Source organism: Amycolatopsis sp. CA-126428, from assembly GCF_002904335.1.
GTDB lineage: Bacteria > Actinomycetota > Actinomycetes > Mycobacteriales > Pseudonocardiaceae > Amycolatopsis.
The window spans coordinates 64,716-82,914 of the sequence record NZ_PPHF01000034.1; the positions used below are offsets into that span (position 1 = coordinate 64,716).

Below are 18,199 nucleotides of genomic sequence, written 5' to 3' on the forward strand. Positions count from 1 at the left end.
GGAAAGCGGAGTCCTCCACAACTCGGCCGGGCTGTGGATGAATCAGGCGGAGTCAGGGCCGGGCCGGGCTGTGGAGGAATCAGGCGGAGTCAGGGCCGGGCCGGGCAGGAATGGCGGAATCCGGGCCGGGCCGGGCTGTGGAGGAATCAGGCGGAGTCAGGGCCGGGCCGGGCTGTGGATGAATCAGGCGGAATCAGAGCCGGGCCCGGGCTGTGGAGGCATCAGGCGGAATCAGAGCCGGGCCCGGGCAGGAATCGGGCCATCCCGCGCCGCAACCTCACCGCAACAGCGCGGACCGCGACCGAACCACGCCCCAAGCCCGGCACCGGGAAACCCGGCCACCCGGGCCGAAACCCCCGGGACCAAGGTCCTGATCTGCTGTGACCGAGGTCCTGTGAAGCGGCCCCGGCGTTCTCACCAGGACCTCACTGCCTACCCTCAACGGAGTGAACTCCGTGACCGAGCTGGCGATCTCCGGACCGCTGCTGCTCGCCGCGGGTGTCGCGCTGCTCGCCGGCGCGATCTCGTTCGCCTCGCCGTGCGTGGTGCCGCTCGTTCCGGGCTACCTCGCCTACCTCGCCGCGCTCGTCGGGGCCGATGCGCCCGCCGTCAGCGCCGATGAAGAGCGCAAGCAGGGCCGGTGGGCCGTCGTCGGAGCCGCCCTGCTGTTCGTGCTCGGGTTCACCGTCGTTTTCGTCGGCACGTTCGGCACCCTCGTCTGGCTGACCGCGACCCTCACCCTCAACCAGGACCTGCTGCAGCGCCTCGGCGGCGTGCTCACCATCGCCATGGCGCTGGTCTTCCTCGGCTGGATCCCCGGCCTGCAGCGCGAGGTGCGCTCGCACCACGTCCCGCGCGGCGGTGTCTGGGGCGCCCCGCTGCTCGGCGCGATCTTCGGGCTCGGCTGGACGCCCTGCATCGGCCCGACGCTGTCCGCCGTCACCACCCTGGCCAGCGCGACCGGCGGCGCCGCAGCCCGCGGGTACCTGCTGATCGCCGTCTACTGCCTCGGCCTCGGGGTGCCGTTCCTGCTCATCGCGCTCGGCGCCCGGTGGGCCGTGCGCGCCACCGACTGGGTCCGCCGGCACGGCCGCCAGGTGCAGGTCTTCGGCGGCGTCCTGCTGATGATCGTCGGAATCCTGCTGGTCACCGGCGTCTGGGGAGACCTGATGGGCTGGTTCCGCAACGAACTCGCGGTCAACCTGGAGCTGCCGCTGTGACGGCCACTGAAGTACCCCCGAAGACCCCGCCGGGTCCCACGCCCGCCAAGCGCACCTTCGCCTTCCTGCGCAACACCTGGCGCGGCCTGACGTCCATGCGCACCGCGCTCGTCCTGCTGTTCCTCCTCGCCCTGGCCGCCCTGCCGGGCGCGCTCCTGCCGCAGCGGAAGCTCAACGCGCCCAAGGTCGCCGAGTACATCGCCGCCCACGGGTGGTGGGGGACGCTGCTCGACAAGCTCGAGTTCTACGACGTCTACTCCAGCATCTGGTTCTCGGCGATCTACCTGCTGCTGATGATCTCGCTGATCGGCTGCCTGACGCCGCGCAGCTTCGAGTACGTCAAGGCCATGCGCGCCAAGCCGGTGCTGACGCCGCGCAACCTGGCGCGGATGCCGCACTACCGGCTCGGCCGCAGCGAAGCCGACGTCGCCGCCGAGATCGCGGGCGTCCACAAGCAGCTCTCCGGCTGGCGCCGCGTCGAACGCGAGGAAGCCGACGGCGTCCGCACGATCTCGGCCGAGCGCGGGTTCCTGCGCGAGACCGGCAACCTCGTCTTCCACTTCAGCATGCTCGGCCTGATCGTCTTCTTCGCCCTCGGCAAGCTCTACGGCTACGAAGGCCAGGTCATCGTCCAGGCGAACGGCGACGGCTTCTGCAACGCCGGCATCTACAACTACGACTCCTTCAACGCGGGACTGCGCGTCGACGGCACCGACCTCGACCCGTTCTGCGTGAAGGTCAACGACTTCACCGCGCGCTACACCGAGTCGGGCCAGCCCGACTACTACCACTCGAACATCGAATACCAGTCCGGCCCGGACCTCGAGACCGGCACCTGGCGCCCGTACGGCCTCGAGGTCAACTCGCCGCTGCGCACCGCCGGCGACCGCGTCTACCTGCTCGGGCACGGCTACTCGCCGAAGTTCACGGTCACCTTCCCGGACGGCTCGCAGCGCACCCAGAACACCCAGTGGCGCACGGTCGACCCGACCACGATGCTCGCCGAGGGCGCGACGAAGTTCGACCAGCCCGGCATCACCGACGAGGTGCAGCGGCGGACCCGCCAGCTGGCCGTCACCGGCCTGTTCGCCCCCACGGCGTTCCTGCACGGCAACGTCCTGACGTCGTCGGCGCCCGAGGCGAAGGACCCCGCCGTCGCCGTCGACGTCCTGCGCGGCGACCTGGGCCTCGACGCCGGGCGCGGCCAGTCGGTGTTCGAGGTCGACCAGACCCTGATCGACGACGGCAGGCTGAGGAAGGTCGCCCGCGAGAACCTGAAGGCCGGCCAGGAGATCAAGCTCGACGACGGCACGAAGGTCCGCTTCGACGGCGTCGGCGAGTGGGTCTCCCTGCAGGTTTCCCACGACCCGACCCAGGGGTTCGTGCTCGGGTTCGCCATCGCGATGTTCCTCGGCCTGGGCGCGTCCCTGCTGGTCAAGCGCCGCCGGCTGTGGGTGCGGGTGAAGCCGGGGACGCCGGCCGAGCCGGGTACCGTGATCGAGGTCGCCGGGCTGGCCCGCACCGACCAGGCCGGGTACGGCGAAGAGTTCCAGCGGGTCAGTGAACGCCTGATCAGTGGTCAGAAGGGCTGAGGCATGCCGATCAACGAGACGCTGTCGACCTACAGCGATTGGCTGTACACGACCGCCGCGGCGATCTACGTCGTCGCGCTGATGATGACGCTGGTCGAGCAGGGCTTCGGCGCCAAGGGGCGGCTCGCCACCGAGCGCGCCAAGCTGCGGGCGCGCGAGCTCGTCGGCGCCGGCGGGCCGCCGGTCGAAGAGATCCCAGCCGCCCAGCGGGAGGTCGGCCGCCCCGAGCGGATCGGCCGGATGGGCGCGTCGCTGCTCGTGCTCGGCGCGCTGCTGCAGCTCTCGGCGATCGTGCTGCGCGGCCTCGCCGTGCACCGCGCGCCCTGGGGCAACATGTACGAGTACGGCATGGCCGTCACGTTCATCACGGTCCTCACCTGGCTGATCGTGATGGCGAAGTTCCCGGTCCGGCACCTCACCGGCTTCCTGCTGCTGCCCGTCGTGATCCTGATGTTCATCAACGGCACGCTGCTGTACACGACCGCCGCGCCGGTGCAGCCCGCGCTGCAGTCGTACTGGCTGGTCATCCACGTCTCGGCGGCGATCATCGGCTCCGGCGTCTTCCTGGTGCCGGGCGTGGCCAGCGTGCTGTACCTGTTCCGCGCGGCCTACGAAAAGGACGGCACGAAGTTCGCCCGGTTCGCCTCGAAGCTGCCGTCGGCCGACGTCCTCGACCGGATCGCCTACCGGACCACCATCTTCGCCTTCCCGGTCTTCACCTTCGGCGTCCTCTGCGGCGCCGTGTGGGCCGAGTCGGCGTGGGGCCGGTTCTGGGGCTGGGACCCCAAGGAGACCGTCGCCTTCATCGCCTGGGTGGTCTACGCGGCCTACCTGCACTCGCGGGCCACCGCGGGCTGGCGGGGGGCCCGGGCCGCGGCCATCAACATCGTCGGGTTCGCCGCGATCGTGTTCAACCTGTTCTTCGTGAACCTCGTCACCGCGGGCCTGCACTCCTACGCCGGGGTGGGCTGAGCAGCCCGCGCGTCCGCCGACTACCGTCGTCACCGGGGGCGGAGTGTCAGGCGGAGCGCGTGGAGGTTTTCACCGGTGACCGGACCCAGCGAAGAATCGGCTCCAGGCCACCCCGAACAGGCTGAACCGGCCGCTGCGGCACCGCAGCCGGGCCTGTTCGCCGACGATCGGACGGACTCGCACCCGCACCCCGAGACATCGGGGGCGTTCGACGTGCAGCCGACGCAGGCGGTGGCGCCGCCGGTCAACCCGGCGGTCTCGGGGCCGCACCAGGTGCCCAACCCCGCCATGTCGGGGCCGCACCAGGTGCCCAACCCCGCCATGTCGGGGCCGCACCAGGTGCCCAACCCCGCCGTGTCGGGGCCGCACCAGGTGCCCAATCCGGCCGTGTCGGGGCCGCACCAGGTGCCCTACGGCTACGACCAGAACCTGCCGCCGCTGCAGCCGCAGTACCGCGACCCGGCGCAGCAGTACCAGGCCAACGCCCAGTACCCGCAGCAGCCGCCGCCCGGGCCGCAGCAGCCGTCCGGGCTGCCGCAGCCCCAGGGCGGCCGGCACGCGGCCCCGCAGCCGCAGCCGGGCCACGGCCACGACCTGTCCACCGCGCACCTGGTGAAGCAGACCCGGCGGCCCCCGCAGTCCGGCTGGCGCAAGGCGCTCTACGTCGGCACCGGGAAGCTGGTCAACCCGGGGGAGAGCCCGGCGGACACCCGCCGCCGCGAGCTCATCGCGCGCGTCAACCAGCCGCTGCGCGGCTGCTACAAGATCGCGATGCTGTCGCTGAAGGGCGGCGTCGGCAAGACCACGGTGACGACGACGCTGGGCTCGACGTTCGCGTCCCTGCGCGGCGACCGCGTCGTCGCCGTCGACGCCAATCCGGACCGCGGCACGCTGTCGCAGAAGATCCCGCTGGAGACGACCGCGACGGTCCGCCACCTGCTGCGTGACGCCGCCCGCATCACGCGCTACAGCGACGTCCGGTCCTACACGTCCCAGGGCTCCAGCCGGCTGGAGATCCTGGCCAGCGAGCAGGACCCGGCCGTGTCGGAGGCGTTCTCCGAGGACGACTACCGGCGCACGGTCAACCTGCTGGAGCACTTCTACAACATCGTGCTCACTGACTGTGGGACCGGCCTGATGCACTCGGCGATGAAGGGCGTCCTGGACGTCGCGGACGCGCTGGTCGTGGTCTCGTCCGGCTCGGTCGACGGCGCCCGCAGCGCCTCGGCGACGCTGGACTGGCTCGAAGCCCACGGCTACGGCGAGCTGGTCAAGCGCTCGGTGGCGGTGATCAACTCGGTCCGGCCCAAGGGCGGCTCGGTCGACCTCGACAAGCTGTCGGCGCACTTCGGCGCGAAGGTCCGGGCGGTCTGCAAGGTGCCGTTCGACCCGCACCTGGAGGAAGGCGCCGAGATCGAGCTCGACCGCCTCTCCGGCGACACCCGCCTCGCGCTCCTGGAGCTGGCCGCGACCGTCGCCGACGGCTTCGCCACCCCGCTCTCCCAGGGCTACCGCTGACCGGTCGTGAGTGGTAAGGCGGGTTCTAACCCGCCTTACCACTCACGACCGGCCGCGGCAGAAAGGTAAAGGGCCGCCTAAAGGTCTTCGTCCCGGCGTTTGCGCTGCTGTTCGGCCAGCTGGCGCAGGAAGTCGGGGTCGTCGTCCGGGGCGAGGGTGACGCGGCGCGGAGCCGAGGGCACCCCGATCCGCTGGCCGGCGAACGACCGCCACAGGAGCAGGGCGACGACCAGCGCGCCGACCGCCGCGAGCAGAGCGAGCATGCCGGATCCTTCCGTATGGCTGCCTGTCCCCCGAGGTTAACCTCTTCGGCCGTGTGGTGGGCCTGAAGCGGGTCACCGGAAACACGAAGGCCGTGCCGGGACGGGGTGGTTCCCGTACCCGACACGGCCCTGGCGTCCGGATGGTTCAGGCGGTGCGCGTCGGTTCGCTGGCGTCGGTGGTCAGCTCGGCGAGGAGCTCGTTCACCTCGGACTCCCGGAACCGCCGGTGCCCGCCCGGGGTCCGGATCGAGCCGATCCGCCCCGCGGTCGCCCACCGCGTCACCGTCTTGGGGTCCACTCGGAACAGCGCTGCCACCTCGCCTGGGGTGAGCAGGCGTCCGCCCATCGTCGCGGTCATTTTCCGCCTCCTTAACGAACTCACTGCTATACCGGAGGCGTCCGGGCCTTCTGGCCCGTCGCGCCGGGGTTGCCAACAAGGCAATCGTTGCACTTCACCCGTCGGGTACTCGAACGGTTGTCCGCGAGTAAAGAGCCCTTAAAGGTCAAAACGGACAGATTGCGCGCCGCGGCGGCTACCGTCTGGTGACGTGACGTGCGAGGACGTCCCTCCCCTGGGCGTCGGCGGCGAGGCGTGGTGCCAATGGGGGATTGTCCAACCGCATAGAGTGATCCCCGTGGATCAGTTGGACCGGAAGATCATCGCAGCGTTGCGCATCAACGGACGGGCCACCTACGCCGATCTCGGACGAGCCGTCGGGCTGTCCGCGTCGTCGGTGCACGAGCGCGTGGGAAAGCTGGAGGCCGCCGGCGTGATCACCGGCTACCACGCGGTCGTCGACCCGAGCTCGGTCGGGCTCGGCGTCACCGCCCTCGTCAGCATCCACCCGACCGACACGGCCACGGAGGACGACGTCGCCGACGCGCTCGCCGAGCTCGACGAGGTCGAGAGCTGCTACGCGGTGGCCGGCGACGAGGCGTTCGTCGTCAAGGTGCGCGTGTCGACCGTCGACGAGCTGGAGCGCACGCTGGGCCGGCTGCGGCGCATCCCCGGCGTCGGGCGGACGAACACCACCGTGGTGCTCTCGACCCGGTTCGAGGGCCGCCCGAACAACGCGGGCCTGCAGAAGGACCGGGCGGGCGGGGCGTAGCCTGCGTTGATGTGAGCGACGTGAAGGCCGACCACCTGCCCCGTGACCTGACGCTGTACCTGCTGGCGCGGTTCGTGCTGGTCGGGGTGATCGCGTGGGGGCTGTCCCTGACCGGGGTGCCGCTGCTGGTCGCCCTGGTGATCGGCCTGGTCGTCGGGCTGCCGCTCGGCCTGCTGCTGTTCCGCCCGCTCAACGCCCGCGTGACCGCCGGGCTGGCGAAGCGCAACGAGAAGCGCGCCCGCGCCCGTGCCGAGCTGCGCGCGCAGCTGCGCGGCGAGGGACAGCCCGAGTGAGCCGCCGCCCGCACAACCGCAGCTGGGTCCGCGAGGCCGTCCGGATCATCGAGGCCGACGCCAACCGCAGCGCCGACACCCACCTGCACGTCTTCCCGCTGCCCCCGGAGTGGGGCATCGACCTGTACCTCAAGGACGAGTCGGTCCACCCGACCGGCTCGCTGAAGCACCGGCTGGCCCGGTCGCTGTTCCTCTACGGGCTCGTCAACGGCCAGATCGGGCCGGACACCGTGCTCGTCGAGGCCTCCAGCGGGTCGACCGCGGTGTCCGAGGCCTACTTCGCCCGGATGCTCGGCCTGCGCTTCATCACCGTCGTGCCCCGGCGCACGTCGAAGGAGAAGGTCGCGCTCATCGAGTTCTACGGCGGCGAGTGCCACTTCGTCGACACCGCCCCGGCGATGTACCCCGAGGCGGAGCGGCTCGCCGCCGAGTGCGGCGGGCACTACCTCGACCAGTTCACCTACGCCGAGCGCGCGACGGACTGGCGCGGCAACAACAACATCGCCGAGTCGGTGTTCGCGCAGATGCGCTCGGAGCGCCACCCGTGCCCGGCGTGGATCGTCGTCGGCGCGGGCACCGGCGGCACGAGCGCGACCTTCGGCCGGTACGTCCGCTACAAGCGCCACACGACGAAGGTCTGCGTCGTCGACCCGGAGAACTCGTCGTTCTACGGCGCCTGGGAGACGGGGGCGCTGGACTACGCCACCGGCATGCCGTCGCGGATCGAGGGCATCGGGCGGCCGCGCTGCGAGCCGTCGTTCGTCCCCGGCGTCATCGACGAGATGTTCCAGATCCCCGACGCCGGCTCGCTGGCGGCGATCCGGCTGCTGCGCGAGCGGACCGGCCACTGGGCGGGCGGCTCGACCGGCACCAACCTCTACGGCGCGTTCCAGCTCATCGCCCGGATGGTCGAGGACGGCCAGGCGGGCAGCGTCGTGACGCTGCTGTGCGACGGCGGCGAGCGGTACGCGCACACCTACTACAACGACGAGTGGCTGGCCCAGCAGAACCTGGACCTGGCCCCGCACACGGCGTTGCTGGAGGAGTTCCTGACGACCGGGAAGTTCGTCCCGGAGAGCTAGAGGTTCAGGCCGACCGCGGCCAGCACCGCCCACGCGAGCATCGCGAGCCCGGTGTCGCGCAGGGCCGGGATGAGGTCGCGGCCGGTCGCGTCCCGGAGGATGGCCTTGACGGACTGGGGCAGCAGGGCGGCGCTCAGCACCGTGAGCGCGGCGAGCGAGTGCGTGGTGAACTGCAGGACCCCGCCGAGCACGTACGGCACCGCCACCAGCACCAGGTAGAGCCGTCGCGTGCCCTTGTCACCCAGGCGGGTGGCCAGGGTGCGCTTGCCGGCCTCGACGTCGGTCGGGATGTCACGCAGGTTGTTGGCCGTCAGGACCGCCGTCGAGAAGCAGCCGACCGCGATCGCGCACGCCAGCGCCGGCCAGCTCACCCGGCCCGCCTGGACGTACACCGTGCCCAGGACGCCGGCCAGGCCGAAGAACACGAAGACGGCGATCTCGCCGAAGCCGTAGTAGCCGTAGGGCTTCTTGCCGCCGGTGTAGAACCACGCGCCGAGGATGCACAGCGCGCCCATCCCCAGCAGCCACCAGTGCCCGCTGACGGCCACCAGGACCAGCCCCAGCACCCCGGCCAGGCCCAGGGAGATCAGCGCGGCGGTCAGCACGGCCTTCGGGGCGGCGACGCCGGAGCCGACCAGCCGGAGCGGGCCGACGCGGTTTTCGTCCGTGCCGCGGATGCCGTCGGAGTAGTCGTTGGCGTAGTTGACGCCGATGATCAGCGAGAGGGAGACCAGCAGCGCCAGCGCCGAACGCCACCAGGAGAACGCGTCCAGCGCGATCGCCGCGCCGACGCCCGCCACCACCGGCGCCACCGCGTTGGGCAGCGTCCGCGGCCGGGCCCCTTCGATCCACTCGCTCAAGCTCGCCATGGCGCCATTCAACGCCATGTCGATCAGTGGCAAGCGGGAACCCGGGAACCCGGGAAGTCTTTCGGGGGTTCCGGGTGGCGGAGCCCCCGGCCCGGGGCGAAGGCCCGGATGTCTCAGTCGCTGGTCGGCAGCTGCCAGACGAGCGAGCCGCTGTTGGGGTCCACGTCCTCGGCGAGAGCCGCGCTCGCGGGCAGGAGGATGCCCAGCGTGACGGCGGTGGCGGCGATAGCGATTCTGATCCAGCGCGTCATGGTGAGTAGCCAAGCGGGCGCACCCGGTGCGTGTCAACGAAGTGCCGCCATTCAGCGGGTCACGCCCGGTGTCAGCTGGGCCTTCACCGCCGCCCGGTCGACCTTGCCCGGGCCGCGCAGCGGCAGTTCGGAGCCGAATTCGATGCGCTTCGGCGTCGCCGCCGCACCCAGTTCCGCGCGGACCGCCGCGCGGAGGTCGCCGTGCTCACCCCGCGGGACGACCAGCGCCACCACGGCCTCGCCCCACTCCGGGTCCGGCACGCCGACGACGCAGGCGTCCCGCACCCCGGGCTGCGCGCAGAGGCACCGCTCGATCGCGTTCGCCGACACCTTCACGCCCCCGGTGTTGATCATGTCGTCGGCCCGGCCGAGGACCTCGATGCGGCCGTCGTCGTGCCGGACTCCCCGATCGGACGTCGTGAACCAGCCGTCCGCGAACGACTCCGCCGTCAGGTCCGGCCGGCGCCGGTAGCCGTGCGCGAGGACGTCCCCGGCGATCCGGATCCGGTCACCGGAGAGGTCGACGCGGACGCCGTCGAGGGGGAAGCCGTCGTAGACGCAGCCGCTGGCCGTCTCGCTCATCCCGTACGCGGGCACGATCCGCACCCCGGCGTCCGCGGCGCGCTCACGCAGGGCCGGCGAGGTCGCCGCCGCGCCGACCACGATCGCGTCGAACGTCTTCGCCGCGGCCAGCCCCGGGCCGCCGTCGTCGAGCAGGCGGACCAGCTGGGTGGGCACCAGCGCCGTGTACCGCGGGCCGCCCGGCAGCCGGGCCGCCGCGGCCGCGAAGTCGTCCGGGCGGAAGCCGGTGCCGGTCAGCGGCACCGGGGTCGTCCCGGCCAGCAGCGACCGGACCAGCACCTGCAGGCCGCCGATGTAGTGCGCCGGGGTGGCCAGCAGCCAGTGCCCCGGCCCGCCGAGCCGCGTGTGCGTGGCCTCGGCGGACGCGGTCAGCGCGCGGGCCGACAGCAGCACGCCCTTGGGGGCGCCCGTCGAGCCCGAGGTGGCGATGACCACGGCGGTGCCCGGCTCGGCGGGCTCGGCCGGCGCCATCGCGTCGCGCAGCGCGGGGTCGGTGAACGGCAGGACCGCCGGGCCGCCGCCCAGCGCGTCCGCGACGGCTCTGTTCAGCGTGTCGAGCGCTTCGGGCGAGCCGTCGAGGTGGACCGGGCGCAGCTCAGTAGTAATAGGGGACGTCCTTGAAGTCGGGGTCGCGCTTCTGGAGGAAGGCGTCACGGCCTTCGACGGCTTCGTCCTGCATGTAGGCCAAGCGGGTGGTTTCGCCGGCGAACAGCTGCTGGCCGACCAGGCCGTCGTCGGTGAGGTTGAACGCGTACTTCAGCATCCGCTGCGCCGTCGGCGACTTGCGCGTGATCTCCCACGCCCAGGTCAGCGCCTCTTTTTCCAGGTCGGCGTGCGGGACGACCGCGTTCACCGCACCCATCCGGTGCATCTGCTCGGCGGAGTACTCGCGGCCGAGGAAGAAGATTTCGCGGGCGAACTTCTGGCCGGCCATCTTCGCCAGGTAGGCCGAGCCGTAGCCGCCGTCGAACGAGCCGACGTCGGCGTCGGTCTGCTTGAACTTCGCGTGCTCGGCCGAGGCGAGCGTGAGATCGCACACGACGTGCAGGGAGTGCCCGCCGCCCGCGGCCCAGCCCGGCACGACCGCGATCACCGGTTTCGGCATGAACCGGATGAGCCGCTGGCACTCGAGGATGTGCAGCCGGCCGGCCCGCGCGGGGTCCACCGTGTCGGAGGTCTCCCCGCTCGCGTACTGATACCCGGAGCGTCCGCGAATACGCTGGTCACCACCGGAGCAGAACGCCCACCCGCCGTCCTTGGCCGACGGGCCGTTCCCGGTGAGCAGGACACAGCCGACGTCGGAGCTCATCCGGGCGTGGTCGAGGGCCCGGTAGAGCTCGTCGACGGTGTGCGGCCGGAAGGCGTTGCGGACCTCCGGACGGTCGAACGCGATGCGCACCACGCGTTTGCCGCCGCGGTTCTCAGCGGAACGGTGGTAGGTGATGTCGGTGAAGGCGAAACCTTCGACCTCGGTCCACGCGGCGGGGTCGAACAGCTCGGAAACTCGGGCGTCATCCACGTTTGCGAGGATAGGACCTGTGGACACTTCTGCTGTGCCGGCTGCCGCCTCCGCGGTGAAGAGCGCGTCGGCGGGCGACGGAGCCTGCCGGTGAACCCTTCCACCGCGCAGGCCAGGGTCATCGTCGACGAACTCGTCCGCAACACCGTTTCCCACGTCGTCCTCTGCCCGGGCTCCCGCAACGCGCCGCTGTCGATCGCGCTCTACGACGCGGCGGCCGCCGGGAAGCTGCGGCTGCACGTCCGCATCGACGAGCGCGGCGCCGCCTTCCTCGCCCTCGGCATCGCCGCGCGCACCGGCCGCCCGGTGGCCGTGCTCTGCACGTCCGGCACCGCGGCCGCGAACTTCCACCCGGCTGTCCTGGAGGCCGACCGGGCCGGCGTCCCGCTGATCGTCATGACCGCCGACCGGCCGCCCGAGCTGCGGGCCGCGGGGGCGTCGCAGGTGATCGACCAGCACCAGCTCTACGGTGACGCCATCCGCTACTTCGACGAGCTGGCCGTCGCCGAGCGGCGGGCCGGGCAGAACTCGTACTGGCGCAGCCAGATCTGCCGGGCCTGGAACGCCGCCTACGGCGAGTGGCGCTGTGGGCCGGTGCACCTGAACATCCCGTTCCGCGAGCCGCTCGTGCCCGATTTGGACGATGACGGTGAGTGGTACGAATCCCTCGACGGCCGCGCGGACGGGTCCCGCTGGACCGAGCTGCCGGACTTCGGGGCGCTCCCGTCGTTCGTGGTGCCTTCGGCGCGCCACGGCCTGGTGATCGCGTGCGACACCGGCGTCCAAGCGGCCAGCGAGTGGGCCGAGCAGCACGGCTGGCCGGTCGTCTCGGAGACCGGCGGCCTGGGGCTCTCCGGCGGCACGGCGATCTCGTCCGGGGTGTGGTTGCTGGCCGTCGAGGAGTTCATCAGCAGGCACAAGCCGGAGCAGGTGCTCTGCCTCGGCCGTCCGACGGTGTTCCGGCAGATCCAGAACGTGCTCTCGGACGCCGAGGTCGAGGTGCTGCTGGTGCGGCCGGACTCGGACTGGCCGGCGCCCGCGCACAACGTCCGCCAGGTCGGGCAGTGGTTCGACGAGCCGACCAAGCCCGCCGACCCGGAGTGGCTGGCGAGCTGGCGCCGCGCCGACGCCGCGGCCGCTTCCGCCGTCGCCGCGACACTGGCCGAAGAGTCGTGGCCCAGCGGGCTCCGGGTGGCCACCGAGCTGGTGGACGCGCTGCCGCCGGACTCGCTGCTGGTCGTCGGCTCGTCCAACCCGACCCGGGACGTCGCGCTGGCCGGCCGGCTGCGGCCGGACGTCCTCGTGCACCGCAACCGCGGCGTCGCGGGCATCGACGGCACGGTCTCGACGGCCATCGGCGCCGCGTACGTGCACCGGGGCCCGTCGTACGCGCTGCTGGGCGATCTGACGTTCCTGCACGACGCCTCCGGGTTGCTGACCGGGCCCGCCGAGCAGCGTCCCGACCTGACGATCGTGGTCCTCAACGACGACGGCGGCGGCATCTTTTCGCTGCTGGAGCAGGGGGCGCCGGAGCACTCGGCCAGCTTCGAGCGCGTCTTCGGCACCCCGCACGGCGCCGACCTGGGGGCGCTGTGCGCGGGCTACCGCGTCCCGCACGTCGTCGCGGAGACGCTGACGGAGTTCCAGGCGGCGCTGGCACCCGCGCCCGGGCTGCGGGTCGTCGAGGTGCGGGTGGACCGGTCGCGGCACCGCGACCTGCACGCCCGCCTGCGGGCGGCGGTGTCCGCAGCCGTGTCCGCGGGCTGAGTCAACCGCTTTCCGGGTGCAATCCCAGTAGGCAAGAAACCTCCCTTCGGCTGTTCCTGCCTCCGCCTGCCCTGGCTACGTTCGAGCGCGCTGATCCTCACCTCTTGGAGGAATTCGAATGCGTGCAAGAACGCGTACCGGTCTCGGTGCGCTCGCGGCCGGCGTCGTCTCGGTGCTGCTCGCCGGCACCGCGAGCGCGGCGCCCGCCCCCGGCGCCCCCGGTGCCGGCGACCCGTACTACCCGAACGCCGGCAACGGCGGCACCGACGTGCTGCACTACGACATCCGGCTGACCTACCAGCCCGCGACCGACCTCCTGTCGGGCACCACGACCCTGCTGCTCACGGCGACGCAGGACCTCTCGCGGTTCGACCTGGACTTCGCGCTGAAGGCGTCGAGCGTGCGGGTGAACAACCGGCCCGCCCAGTTCACGAACCAGACGGGCAACGGCGAGCTCGTCGTCACGCCGGCGCAGCCGCTGCTCAAGGGCCAGACCGCGACGGTCGTCGTCGCCTACGCGGACACGCCGTCGACCGAGACGGTGGACGGCATCAACGCGTGGAAGAAGGGTTCGTTCGGCGCCCTGGGCATCGACGAGCCGCAGAGCTCGGCGTGGTGGTTCCCGGCCAACGACCACCCGACCGACAAGGCGACCTACGACGTCACCATCGAGGCGCCGGACGACAACGCGGCCATCTCCAACGGCACCCTCGTCCGGAAGACGAAGAGCCGTGCGGGCTGGACCCGCTGGCAGTGGCGGAGCACTCACCCGCAGGCGACCTACCTGACGTCGTTCATCGTCGGCAAGTACGAGGTCGTCGAATCGACCACGCCGGACGGCAAGCCGTTCATCACGGCGTACGGCACCGACCTCGGCGACTCCCTGTACGCGGCGAAGGCCAGCGTCGAACGGACGCCGGAGATCGACGAGTTCCTGGCGACGCAGTTCGGGCCGTACCCGTTCGAGGCCGAGGGCGGCGTCGTGACCAGCGGCATCGGTTTCTCCCTGGAGAACCAGACCCGGCCGACGTACGGCGCCCGGAACTTCCGCGCGGGCTCGAACACGACGTTGATCGCGCACGAGAACGCCCACCAGTGGTTCGGCGACAACGTGTCGCTGGGCCGGTGGAGCGACATCTGGCTGAACGAGGGCTTCGCGTCCTACGCGTCGTGGCTGTGGTCGGAGCACGAGGGTGAGGGCACGGTCGCGGAGCTGGCCCAGTACACGTACGACTCGAACGCGGCGGACGCCGACCTGTGGAAGCTCGTCCCGGCCGACCCGGGCGCGGACAACCAGTTCGACAACGCGGTCTACGACCGGGGTGCGCTGACGCTGCAGGCGCTGCGGACGGCCGTCGGGGACGACGCTTTCTTCGCCATCCTGAAGGCGTGGCAGGCCGCCAAGGGGGGCTCGGACGGGCGGATCCTCCAGTTCATCGCGCTGGCGGAGAAGATCTCGGGCAAGCCGCTGCACGACCTGTTCCAGACTTGGCTGTACACGGCGGGGAAGCCCGCGGTGGGGCCGAACGGTGCTGCCGCTCCCGCTTTGCGGGCCTCGGCCTCGGCTGCGGCTCCGGCTTCGGTCAAGCCGCGTTCGTACGACCAGATCCAGGCGAACCACCGGTTCCTCGCCGCCGAACACGCGGGCTGAGCAAGACCGCTACGCTCGCGGCGTGAGCACGAGAGGCGAGCGGGCGAGGCGCGTCGGGTGGTGGACCATCCTCGGCGTCGCCTCGCTCCTCACGGTGATGTGCGTGTGCCTGCTGTTCGCCGCGATCCGCAACGACAGCGCGATCTCGGCCCAAATGGGGACGGCCACGGCGACGGTGGATTCGGTGGCGTTCGACCGGACGATCATCCACTTCGAGACGCCGGACGGGATCGTGCACAGCCCGGCGAACGGGGTGCTGTACCCGGACGGGCTGGCGGCCGGGCAGCTGGTGCGGATCGAGTACGACGCGTCTGACCCGGAGCTGGCTCGGGTGGCTGGGCGGTCGGCTGCTTTGACGTTGCTGCCGCTGGGGAGTTTTGTTTTCTTTACGTGGCTGGTGGGCGGGCCCGCGCTTTGGTGGATCCGGCGGCAGGACAAGCGGGTCAAGGCTGCGGCCTGATTCGTGGTTCCCCGCTCCTCGTCCTTTGATTGTTCAGCACCGGAGAGCCGGCCTCAAGGGCGCCTTCGGCGTCGCTTCGCGATGAGCTTCGCTCACCCTTGACCCCGGCTCTCCGGTGCTGACTGCGGCTGGGACGAGGGGCGGGGGAGGTGTAGGGCGGGGAGGTGTAGGGCGGGCTGGTTCGGCTCATGCCCGGCCGGGCTTGTGTCGGGCGGCGGAGGTGTCGGTGGGCTGTGTGCTTTTGCGGGGTTGAGGGCCCCCGGCCGCCCAGACAGCTCCCCGCCACACCCTGGGGGGCGTGCCCTGTTCCAGTCTATCGGTGGGTCGCTGCACAAATGGGTGATGCGGCGAATCTGTGGATAGCCGGACATGATGTGGACAACTCAGCCCGCTGTCTCCAGCCACCGCTTCCGCGTTATCTCGTACTCGACCTCGCCCTGCTCGGCGCCTTCGATCGGGTCGTCGTACTCCGCGGCCGAGGTGAATGCCCGAGCGAACGTCAGCCCGGCTGATGCCATGGTGGCTCGGGATGGCGTGTTGACCGCCATCGTCTGGGCGAAAACACGGTCGAGGCACAGCTCCTCGAAGCCGTAGCGGAGCAGCTCCAGCGAACCCTCCCGGGCATAACCTCGCCGCCACTGGCGGCGCAGCAGGCGGTACCCCAGCTCCGCTTCGCCGTCGACCTCCGGCTGGTCCGGGCCGTGCGGCGGCCGCAACAGCCACCAGCCGACGAAGTCCTCGCCCGCGAAGCCCATCCAAAAGCCGAAGCCCGACGCCGTCGCCGTCCGGCGGGCGTGGGCCTGGGCGACCTCGGCGCGGGTTGCCGCTCGGCCGGTGAGGTAGCGCATCACCTCGGGGTCGGAGTCCAGCTCGTACTCCAGCTCGAGGTGCTCGTCGGCCAGCGGCACCAGGGTGAGCCGCGGCGTGTGGAGGGTCGGCATGGCCTGATCTTCACACCTCTCGCAACCCGATCAGCCCGCCGTCTCCTGCCACCAGCCGAGGACCTCGTCCGCCACTCCCGGGGCCGCCACCAGCAGGCCGTCCGTGGGGAGGGCCGTGTCCTCGCCGTGCTTGTCCAGTACCACCGCTCCCGCCTCGATGGCCATCGCCACCGAGCCGGCCACGTCCCACTCGTGGTAGCTGTGCAGCACCGCCGCCGCCGCGTGGCCCAAGGCCACCTGGGCGATCGACAACGCCGCCGAGCCGAGGACCCGGACCCCCGCGTGGGCCGCCGCGGCCCGCTCGATGAAGCCGCCCATGCCCGGCCACGGGCCGCTGCGGGCCAGCTCGGTGCACACCAGGGCCCCCGCCGTCACGCAGCGGTCCACCAGCTTGATCGGCTTGCCGTTCGCGCGGGCCCCCCGGCCGCGCGCCGCCGCGTAGATCTGGGCGCGGTACGGGTCCGCCACCACGCCCACCACCGGGCCCGCCGCGTCCACCAGTGCCAGGCTGTACGCGCACCACGGCACCCCGGCCACGTAGTTCGCCGTGCCGTCCACCGAGTCGACCACCCAGCGGTATTCCGCGATGTCCGCGCCGTGGTCGGCGCCGAACTCGTGGCCGACCACCGGGATGCCCGGGAACTCCGCGGTCAGGACGCGCCGCGTGTGGCGCTCCAGGATGCGATCCGTGTCGGTGACCCAGTCGAACGGCGAATCCAGCGTCGAAGGGTGGGCGCCGCGGCCGGCGGTCGCGGTGATCACGTCGGTGGCGTCGTTGGCCAGCCGCCCGGCCACTTCGAGCGCCCTCGACAGCAGGCCGGGCTCGACGGGCCGCGGCGGCCGTGAGGACAAGAGGGTCATGCCTGCTTAGCCTGGCCCACCCTGGTTTCCAGGACACGACCTTGAGATGACATGTCGTAGCCGATCTGTTCCGGCAGCGTTGGCTCACACGTCACACCAGCGCCAGGATCGGGTGCGATCGTCCAGGACGTGCGAGTCGCCATAGTCACCGAAAGTTTCCTGCCCCAGGTGAACGGCGTGACCAACTCCGTCCTGCGGGTCGTCGAGCACCTGCGCGAACGCGCGCACGACGTGCTGATCATCGCCCCCGGCCCCGGCCCGGACTCCTACCGCGGGGCCCCGGTGGTCCGGATTCCCGCGCTCGACGTCCCCGGGGTCAGCTCCCTGCCGATCGGCCTGCCGACGCGCACGGTGCTGAACGCGCTGGCCGCGTTCGGCCCGGACGTCGTGCACCTGGCGTCGCCGTTCGTCGTCGGCGCGCGCGGGCTCGCCGCCGCGAGACGGCTGCGCGTCCCGTCGATCGCCGTCTACCAGACCGACATCGCCGGGTTCGCCGCCGCGTACGGCTTCGGCATCGGCGCCCGCGCCGCGTGGCGGTGGGTGCGGCGGCTGCACTCGCGCGCCGACCGGACCCTCGCGCCGTCGAGTGACTCCGTCGAGCAGTTGCGGCTCCACGGCGTCCCGCGGGTGCACCGGTGGGCGCGCGGCGTCGACATCGATCGGTTCTCCCCGGCGCACGCCGACCCGGTGCTGCGGGCCGAGCTGGCCCCGGCCGGTGAGCTGCTCGTCGGGTTCGTCGGCCGGCTGGCCCCCGAGAAGGAGGTCGACCGGCTGGCCGCGCTGGCCGGGGTGCCGGGCATCCGCGTGGTCGTCGTCGGCGACGGGCCCGAGCTCGAAAGCCTCAGGGACCAGCTGCCGGACGCCGCTTTCCTCGGCGCGAAGTACGGCGAGGACCTCTCGAAGGCGTACGCGAGCCTCGACGTCTTCGTCCACACCGGACCGCACGAGACGTTCTGCCAGGCGGTGCAGGAGGCGATGGCGTCCGGGCTGCCGGTGCTCGCCCCGGACGCGGGCGGCCCGAAGGACCTCGTGCTGCCCGGCCGCACCGGCTACCTGCTGCCCGCGGACCGCGAGCGGTTCGGCCCGGCGCTCGTCGAAAAGGTCGACGCCCTCCGAGACGCCGCGTTGCGCGCGAGGCTCGGCGAGAAGGCGCGCAAGGTGGTGCTGGGCCGCACCTGGCCCGCCGTCTGCCACGAGCTGGTCGGGCACTACGAAGCCGTGCGGGGCCGGGCCGCCCGCGCGGCCTGAC

Annotated in this window: 19 protein-coding genes; 11 read left to right on the forward strand and 8 right to left on the reverse strand. The window is 71.8% G+C overall.

Features of this window, described 5'->3' with window-relative positions; genetic code table 11:
• Positions 1-446: 446 nt before the first annotated feature.
• From C2L58_RS10185 to C2L58_RS10200, 4 genes are all read left to right on the forward strand, one after another.
• Complete coding sequence (locus tag C2L58_RS10185) at positions 447-1,220, forward strand: cytochrome c biogenesis CcdA family protein (RefSeq protein ID WP_103337311.1); 774 nt, start codon at positions 447-449, stop codon at positions 1,218-1,220.
• Positions 1,217-2,812, forward strand: coding sequence for a cytochrome c biogenesis protein ResB (gene resB / locus C2L58_RS10190; RefSeq protein ID WP_103337312.1), 1,596 nt, complete (start codon positions 1,217-1,219; stop codon positions 2,810-2,812). Before C2L58_RS10185 ends, resB begins: the two co-directional genes overlap by 4 nt.
• A gap of 3 nt (positions 2,813-2,815) precedes the next feature.
• Entirely contained in the window at positions 2,816-3,784 is a 969-nt protein-coding gene (ccsB, locus tag C2L58_RS10195; protein ID WP_103337313.1) for a c-type cytochrome biogenesis protein CcsB, read from the forward strand.
• A gap of 75 nt (positions 3,785-3,859) precedes the next feature.
• Positions 3,860-5,302 carry a MinD/ParA family ATP-binding protein gene (locus C2L58_RS10200; protein WP_103337314.1) on the forward strand — a complete coding sequence of 481 codons (1,443 nt, stop codon included), beginning with the start codon at positions 3,860-3,862 and terminating at the stop codon, positions 5,300-5,302.
• 77 nt (positions 5,303-5,379) lie between these two features.
• On the opposite strand, the gene C2L58_RS10205 is transcribed toward C2L58_RS10200, so the two are convergent.
• Complete coding sequence (locus C2L58_RS10205; protein ID WP_103337315.1) at positions 5,380-5,565, reverse strand: hypothetical protein; 186 nt, start codon at positions 5,563-5,565, stop codon at positions 5,380-5,382.
• Positions 5,566-5,710: 145 nt separating this feature from the next.
• Positions 5,711-5,923 carry a BldC family transcriptional regulator gene (locus C2L58_RS10210; protein ID WP_103337316.1) on the reverse strand — a complete coding sequence of 71 codons (213 nt, stop codon included), beginning with the start codon at positions 5,921-5,923 and terminating at the stop codon, positions 5,711-5,713.
• 277 nt (positions 5,924-6,200) lie between these two features.
• Here C2L58_RS10210 and C2L58_RS10215 point away from each other — a divergent pair, with 277 nt between their 5' ends.
• The 3 genes from C2L58_RS10215 to C2L58_RS10225 are packed head-to-tail and all read left to right on the forward strand — an operon-like array spanning position 6,201 to position 8,049.
• Positions 6,201-6,674 carry an Lrp/AsnC family transcriptional regulator gene (locus tag C2L58_RS10215; RefSeq protein WP_199191200.1) on the forward strand — a complete coding sequence of 158 codons (474 nt, stop codon included), beginning with the start codon at positions 6,201-6,203 and terminating at the stop codon, positions 6,672-6,674.
• 11 nt (positions 6,675-6,685) lie between these two features.
• A complete protein-coding gene (locus C2L58_RS10220) occupies positions 6,686-6,967 on the forward strand; it encodes a DUF4229 domain-containing protein (protein WP_103337318.1) in 282 nt (93 codons plus the stop codon).
• Positions 6,964-8,049: a PLP-dependent cysteine synthase family protein gene (locus C2L58_RS10225; protein WP_103337319.1), complete on the forward strand. Its 1,086-nt coding sequence runs from the start codon at positions 6,964-6,966 to the stop codon at positions 8,047-8,049. Before C2L58_RS10220 ends, C2L58_RS10225 begins: the two co-directional genes overlap by 4 nt.
• Here C2L58_RS10225 and C2L58_RS10230 read toward each other — a convergent pair.
• The 4 genes from C2L58_RS10230 to C2L58_RS10240 all read right to left on the reverse strand — a co-directional run bounded on the left by C2L58_RS10230 (position 8,046) and on the right by C2L58_RS10240 (position 11,270).
• Positions 8,046-8,918 (reverse strand): 1,4-dihydroxy-2-naphthoate polyprenyltransferase, encoded by an 873-nt coding sequence (locus C2L58_RS10230; RefSeq protein WP_199191201.1) that lies wholly within the window; start codon positions 8,916-8,918, stop codon positions 8,046-8,048. The two genes, C2L58_RS10225 and C2L58_RS10230, sit on opposite strands and share 4 nt — an antisense overlap.
• 113 nt (positions 8,919-9,031) lie before the next feature.
• On the reverse strand, positions 9,032-9,169 hold the full coding sequence (locus C2L58_RS49785; RefSeq protein WP_199191202.1) for a hypothetical protein: 138 nt from the start codon (positions 9,167-9,169) through the stop codon (positions 9,032-9,034).
• Between the two features lie 51 nt (positions 9,170-9,220).
• Positions 9,221-10,345 carry an o-succinylbenzoate--CoA ligase gene (gene menE / locus C2L58_RS10235; protein WP_199191211.1) on the reverse strand — a complete coding sequence of 375 codons (1,125 nt, stop codon included), beginning with the start codon at positions 10,343-10,345 and terminating at the stop codon, positions 9,221-9,223.
• Position 10,346: 1 nt separating this feature from the next.
• A complete protein-coding gene (locus C2L58_RS10240) occupies positions 10,347-11,270 on the reverse strand; it encodes a 1,4-dihydroxy-2-naphthoyl-CoA synthase (RefSeq protein WP_103337386.1) in 924 nt (307 codons plus the stop codon).
• A 90-nt stretch (positions 11,271-11,360) separates the two neighbouring features.
• Here C2L58_RS10240 and menD point away from each other — a divergent pair, with 90 nt between their 5' ends.
• The 3 genes from menD to C2L58_RS10255 all read left to right on the forward strand — a co-directional run bounded on the left by menD (position 11,361) and on the right by C2L58_RS10255 (position 15,148).
• Positions 11,361-13,037 carry a 2-succinyl-5-enolpyruvyl-6-hydroxy-3-cyclohexene-1-carboxylic-acid synthase gene (gene menD, locus C2L58_RS10245; protein WP_199191203.1) on the forward strand — a complete coding sequence of 559 codons (1,677 nt, stop codon included), beginning with the start codon at positions 11,361-11,363 and terminating at the stop codon, positions 13,035-13,037.
• Positions 13,038-13,155: 118 nt separating this feature from the next.
• Positions 13,156-14,688 carry a M1 family metallopeptidase gene (locus tag C2L58_RS10250; RefSeq protein WP_103337320.1) on the forward strand — a complete coding sequence of 511 codons (1,533 nt, stop codon included), beginning with the start codon at positions 13,156-13,158 and terminating at the stop codon, positions 14,686-14,688.
• Between the two features lie 22 nt (positions 14,689-14,710).
• A complete protein-coding gene (locus C2L58_RS10255; protein WP_103337321.1) occupies positions 14,711-15,148 on the forward strand; it encodes a DUF3592 domain-containing protein in 438 nt (145 codons plus the stop codon).
• 383 nt (positions 15,149-15,531) lie between these two features.
• Here C2L58_RS10255 and C2L58_RS10260 read toward each other — a convergent pair whose 3' ends face one another.
• Positions 15,532-16,089, reverse strand: coding sequence for a GNAT family N-acetyltransferase (locus C2L58_RS10260; RefSeq protein WP_103337322.1), 558 nt, complete (start codon positions 16,087-16,089; stop codon positions 15,532-15,534).
• A gap of 30 nt (positions 16,090-16,119) precedes the next feature.
• A complete protein-coding gene (locus C2L58_RS10265; RefSeq protein ID WP_013222446.1) occupies positions 16,120-16,950 on the reverse strand; it encodes an inositol monophosphatase family protein in 831 nt (276 codons plus the stop codon).
• A 177-nt stretch (positions 16,951-17,127) separates the two neighbouring features.
• On the opposite strand from C2L58_RS10265, the gene C2L58_RS10270 reads away from it, so the two are divergent.
• Positions 17,128-18,198: a glycosyltransferase family 4 protein gene (locus tag C2L58_RS10270; RefSeq protein WP_304532846.1), complete on the forward strand. Its 1,071-nt coding sequence runs from the start codon at positions 17,128-17,130 to the stop codon at positions 18,196-18,198.
• The last annotated feature ends 1 nt before the right edge of the window (position 18,199 follow it).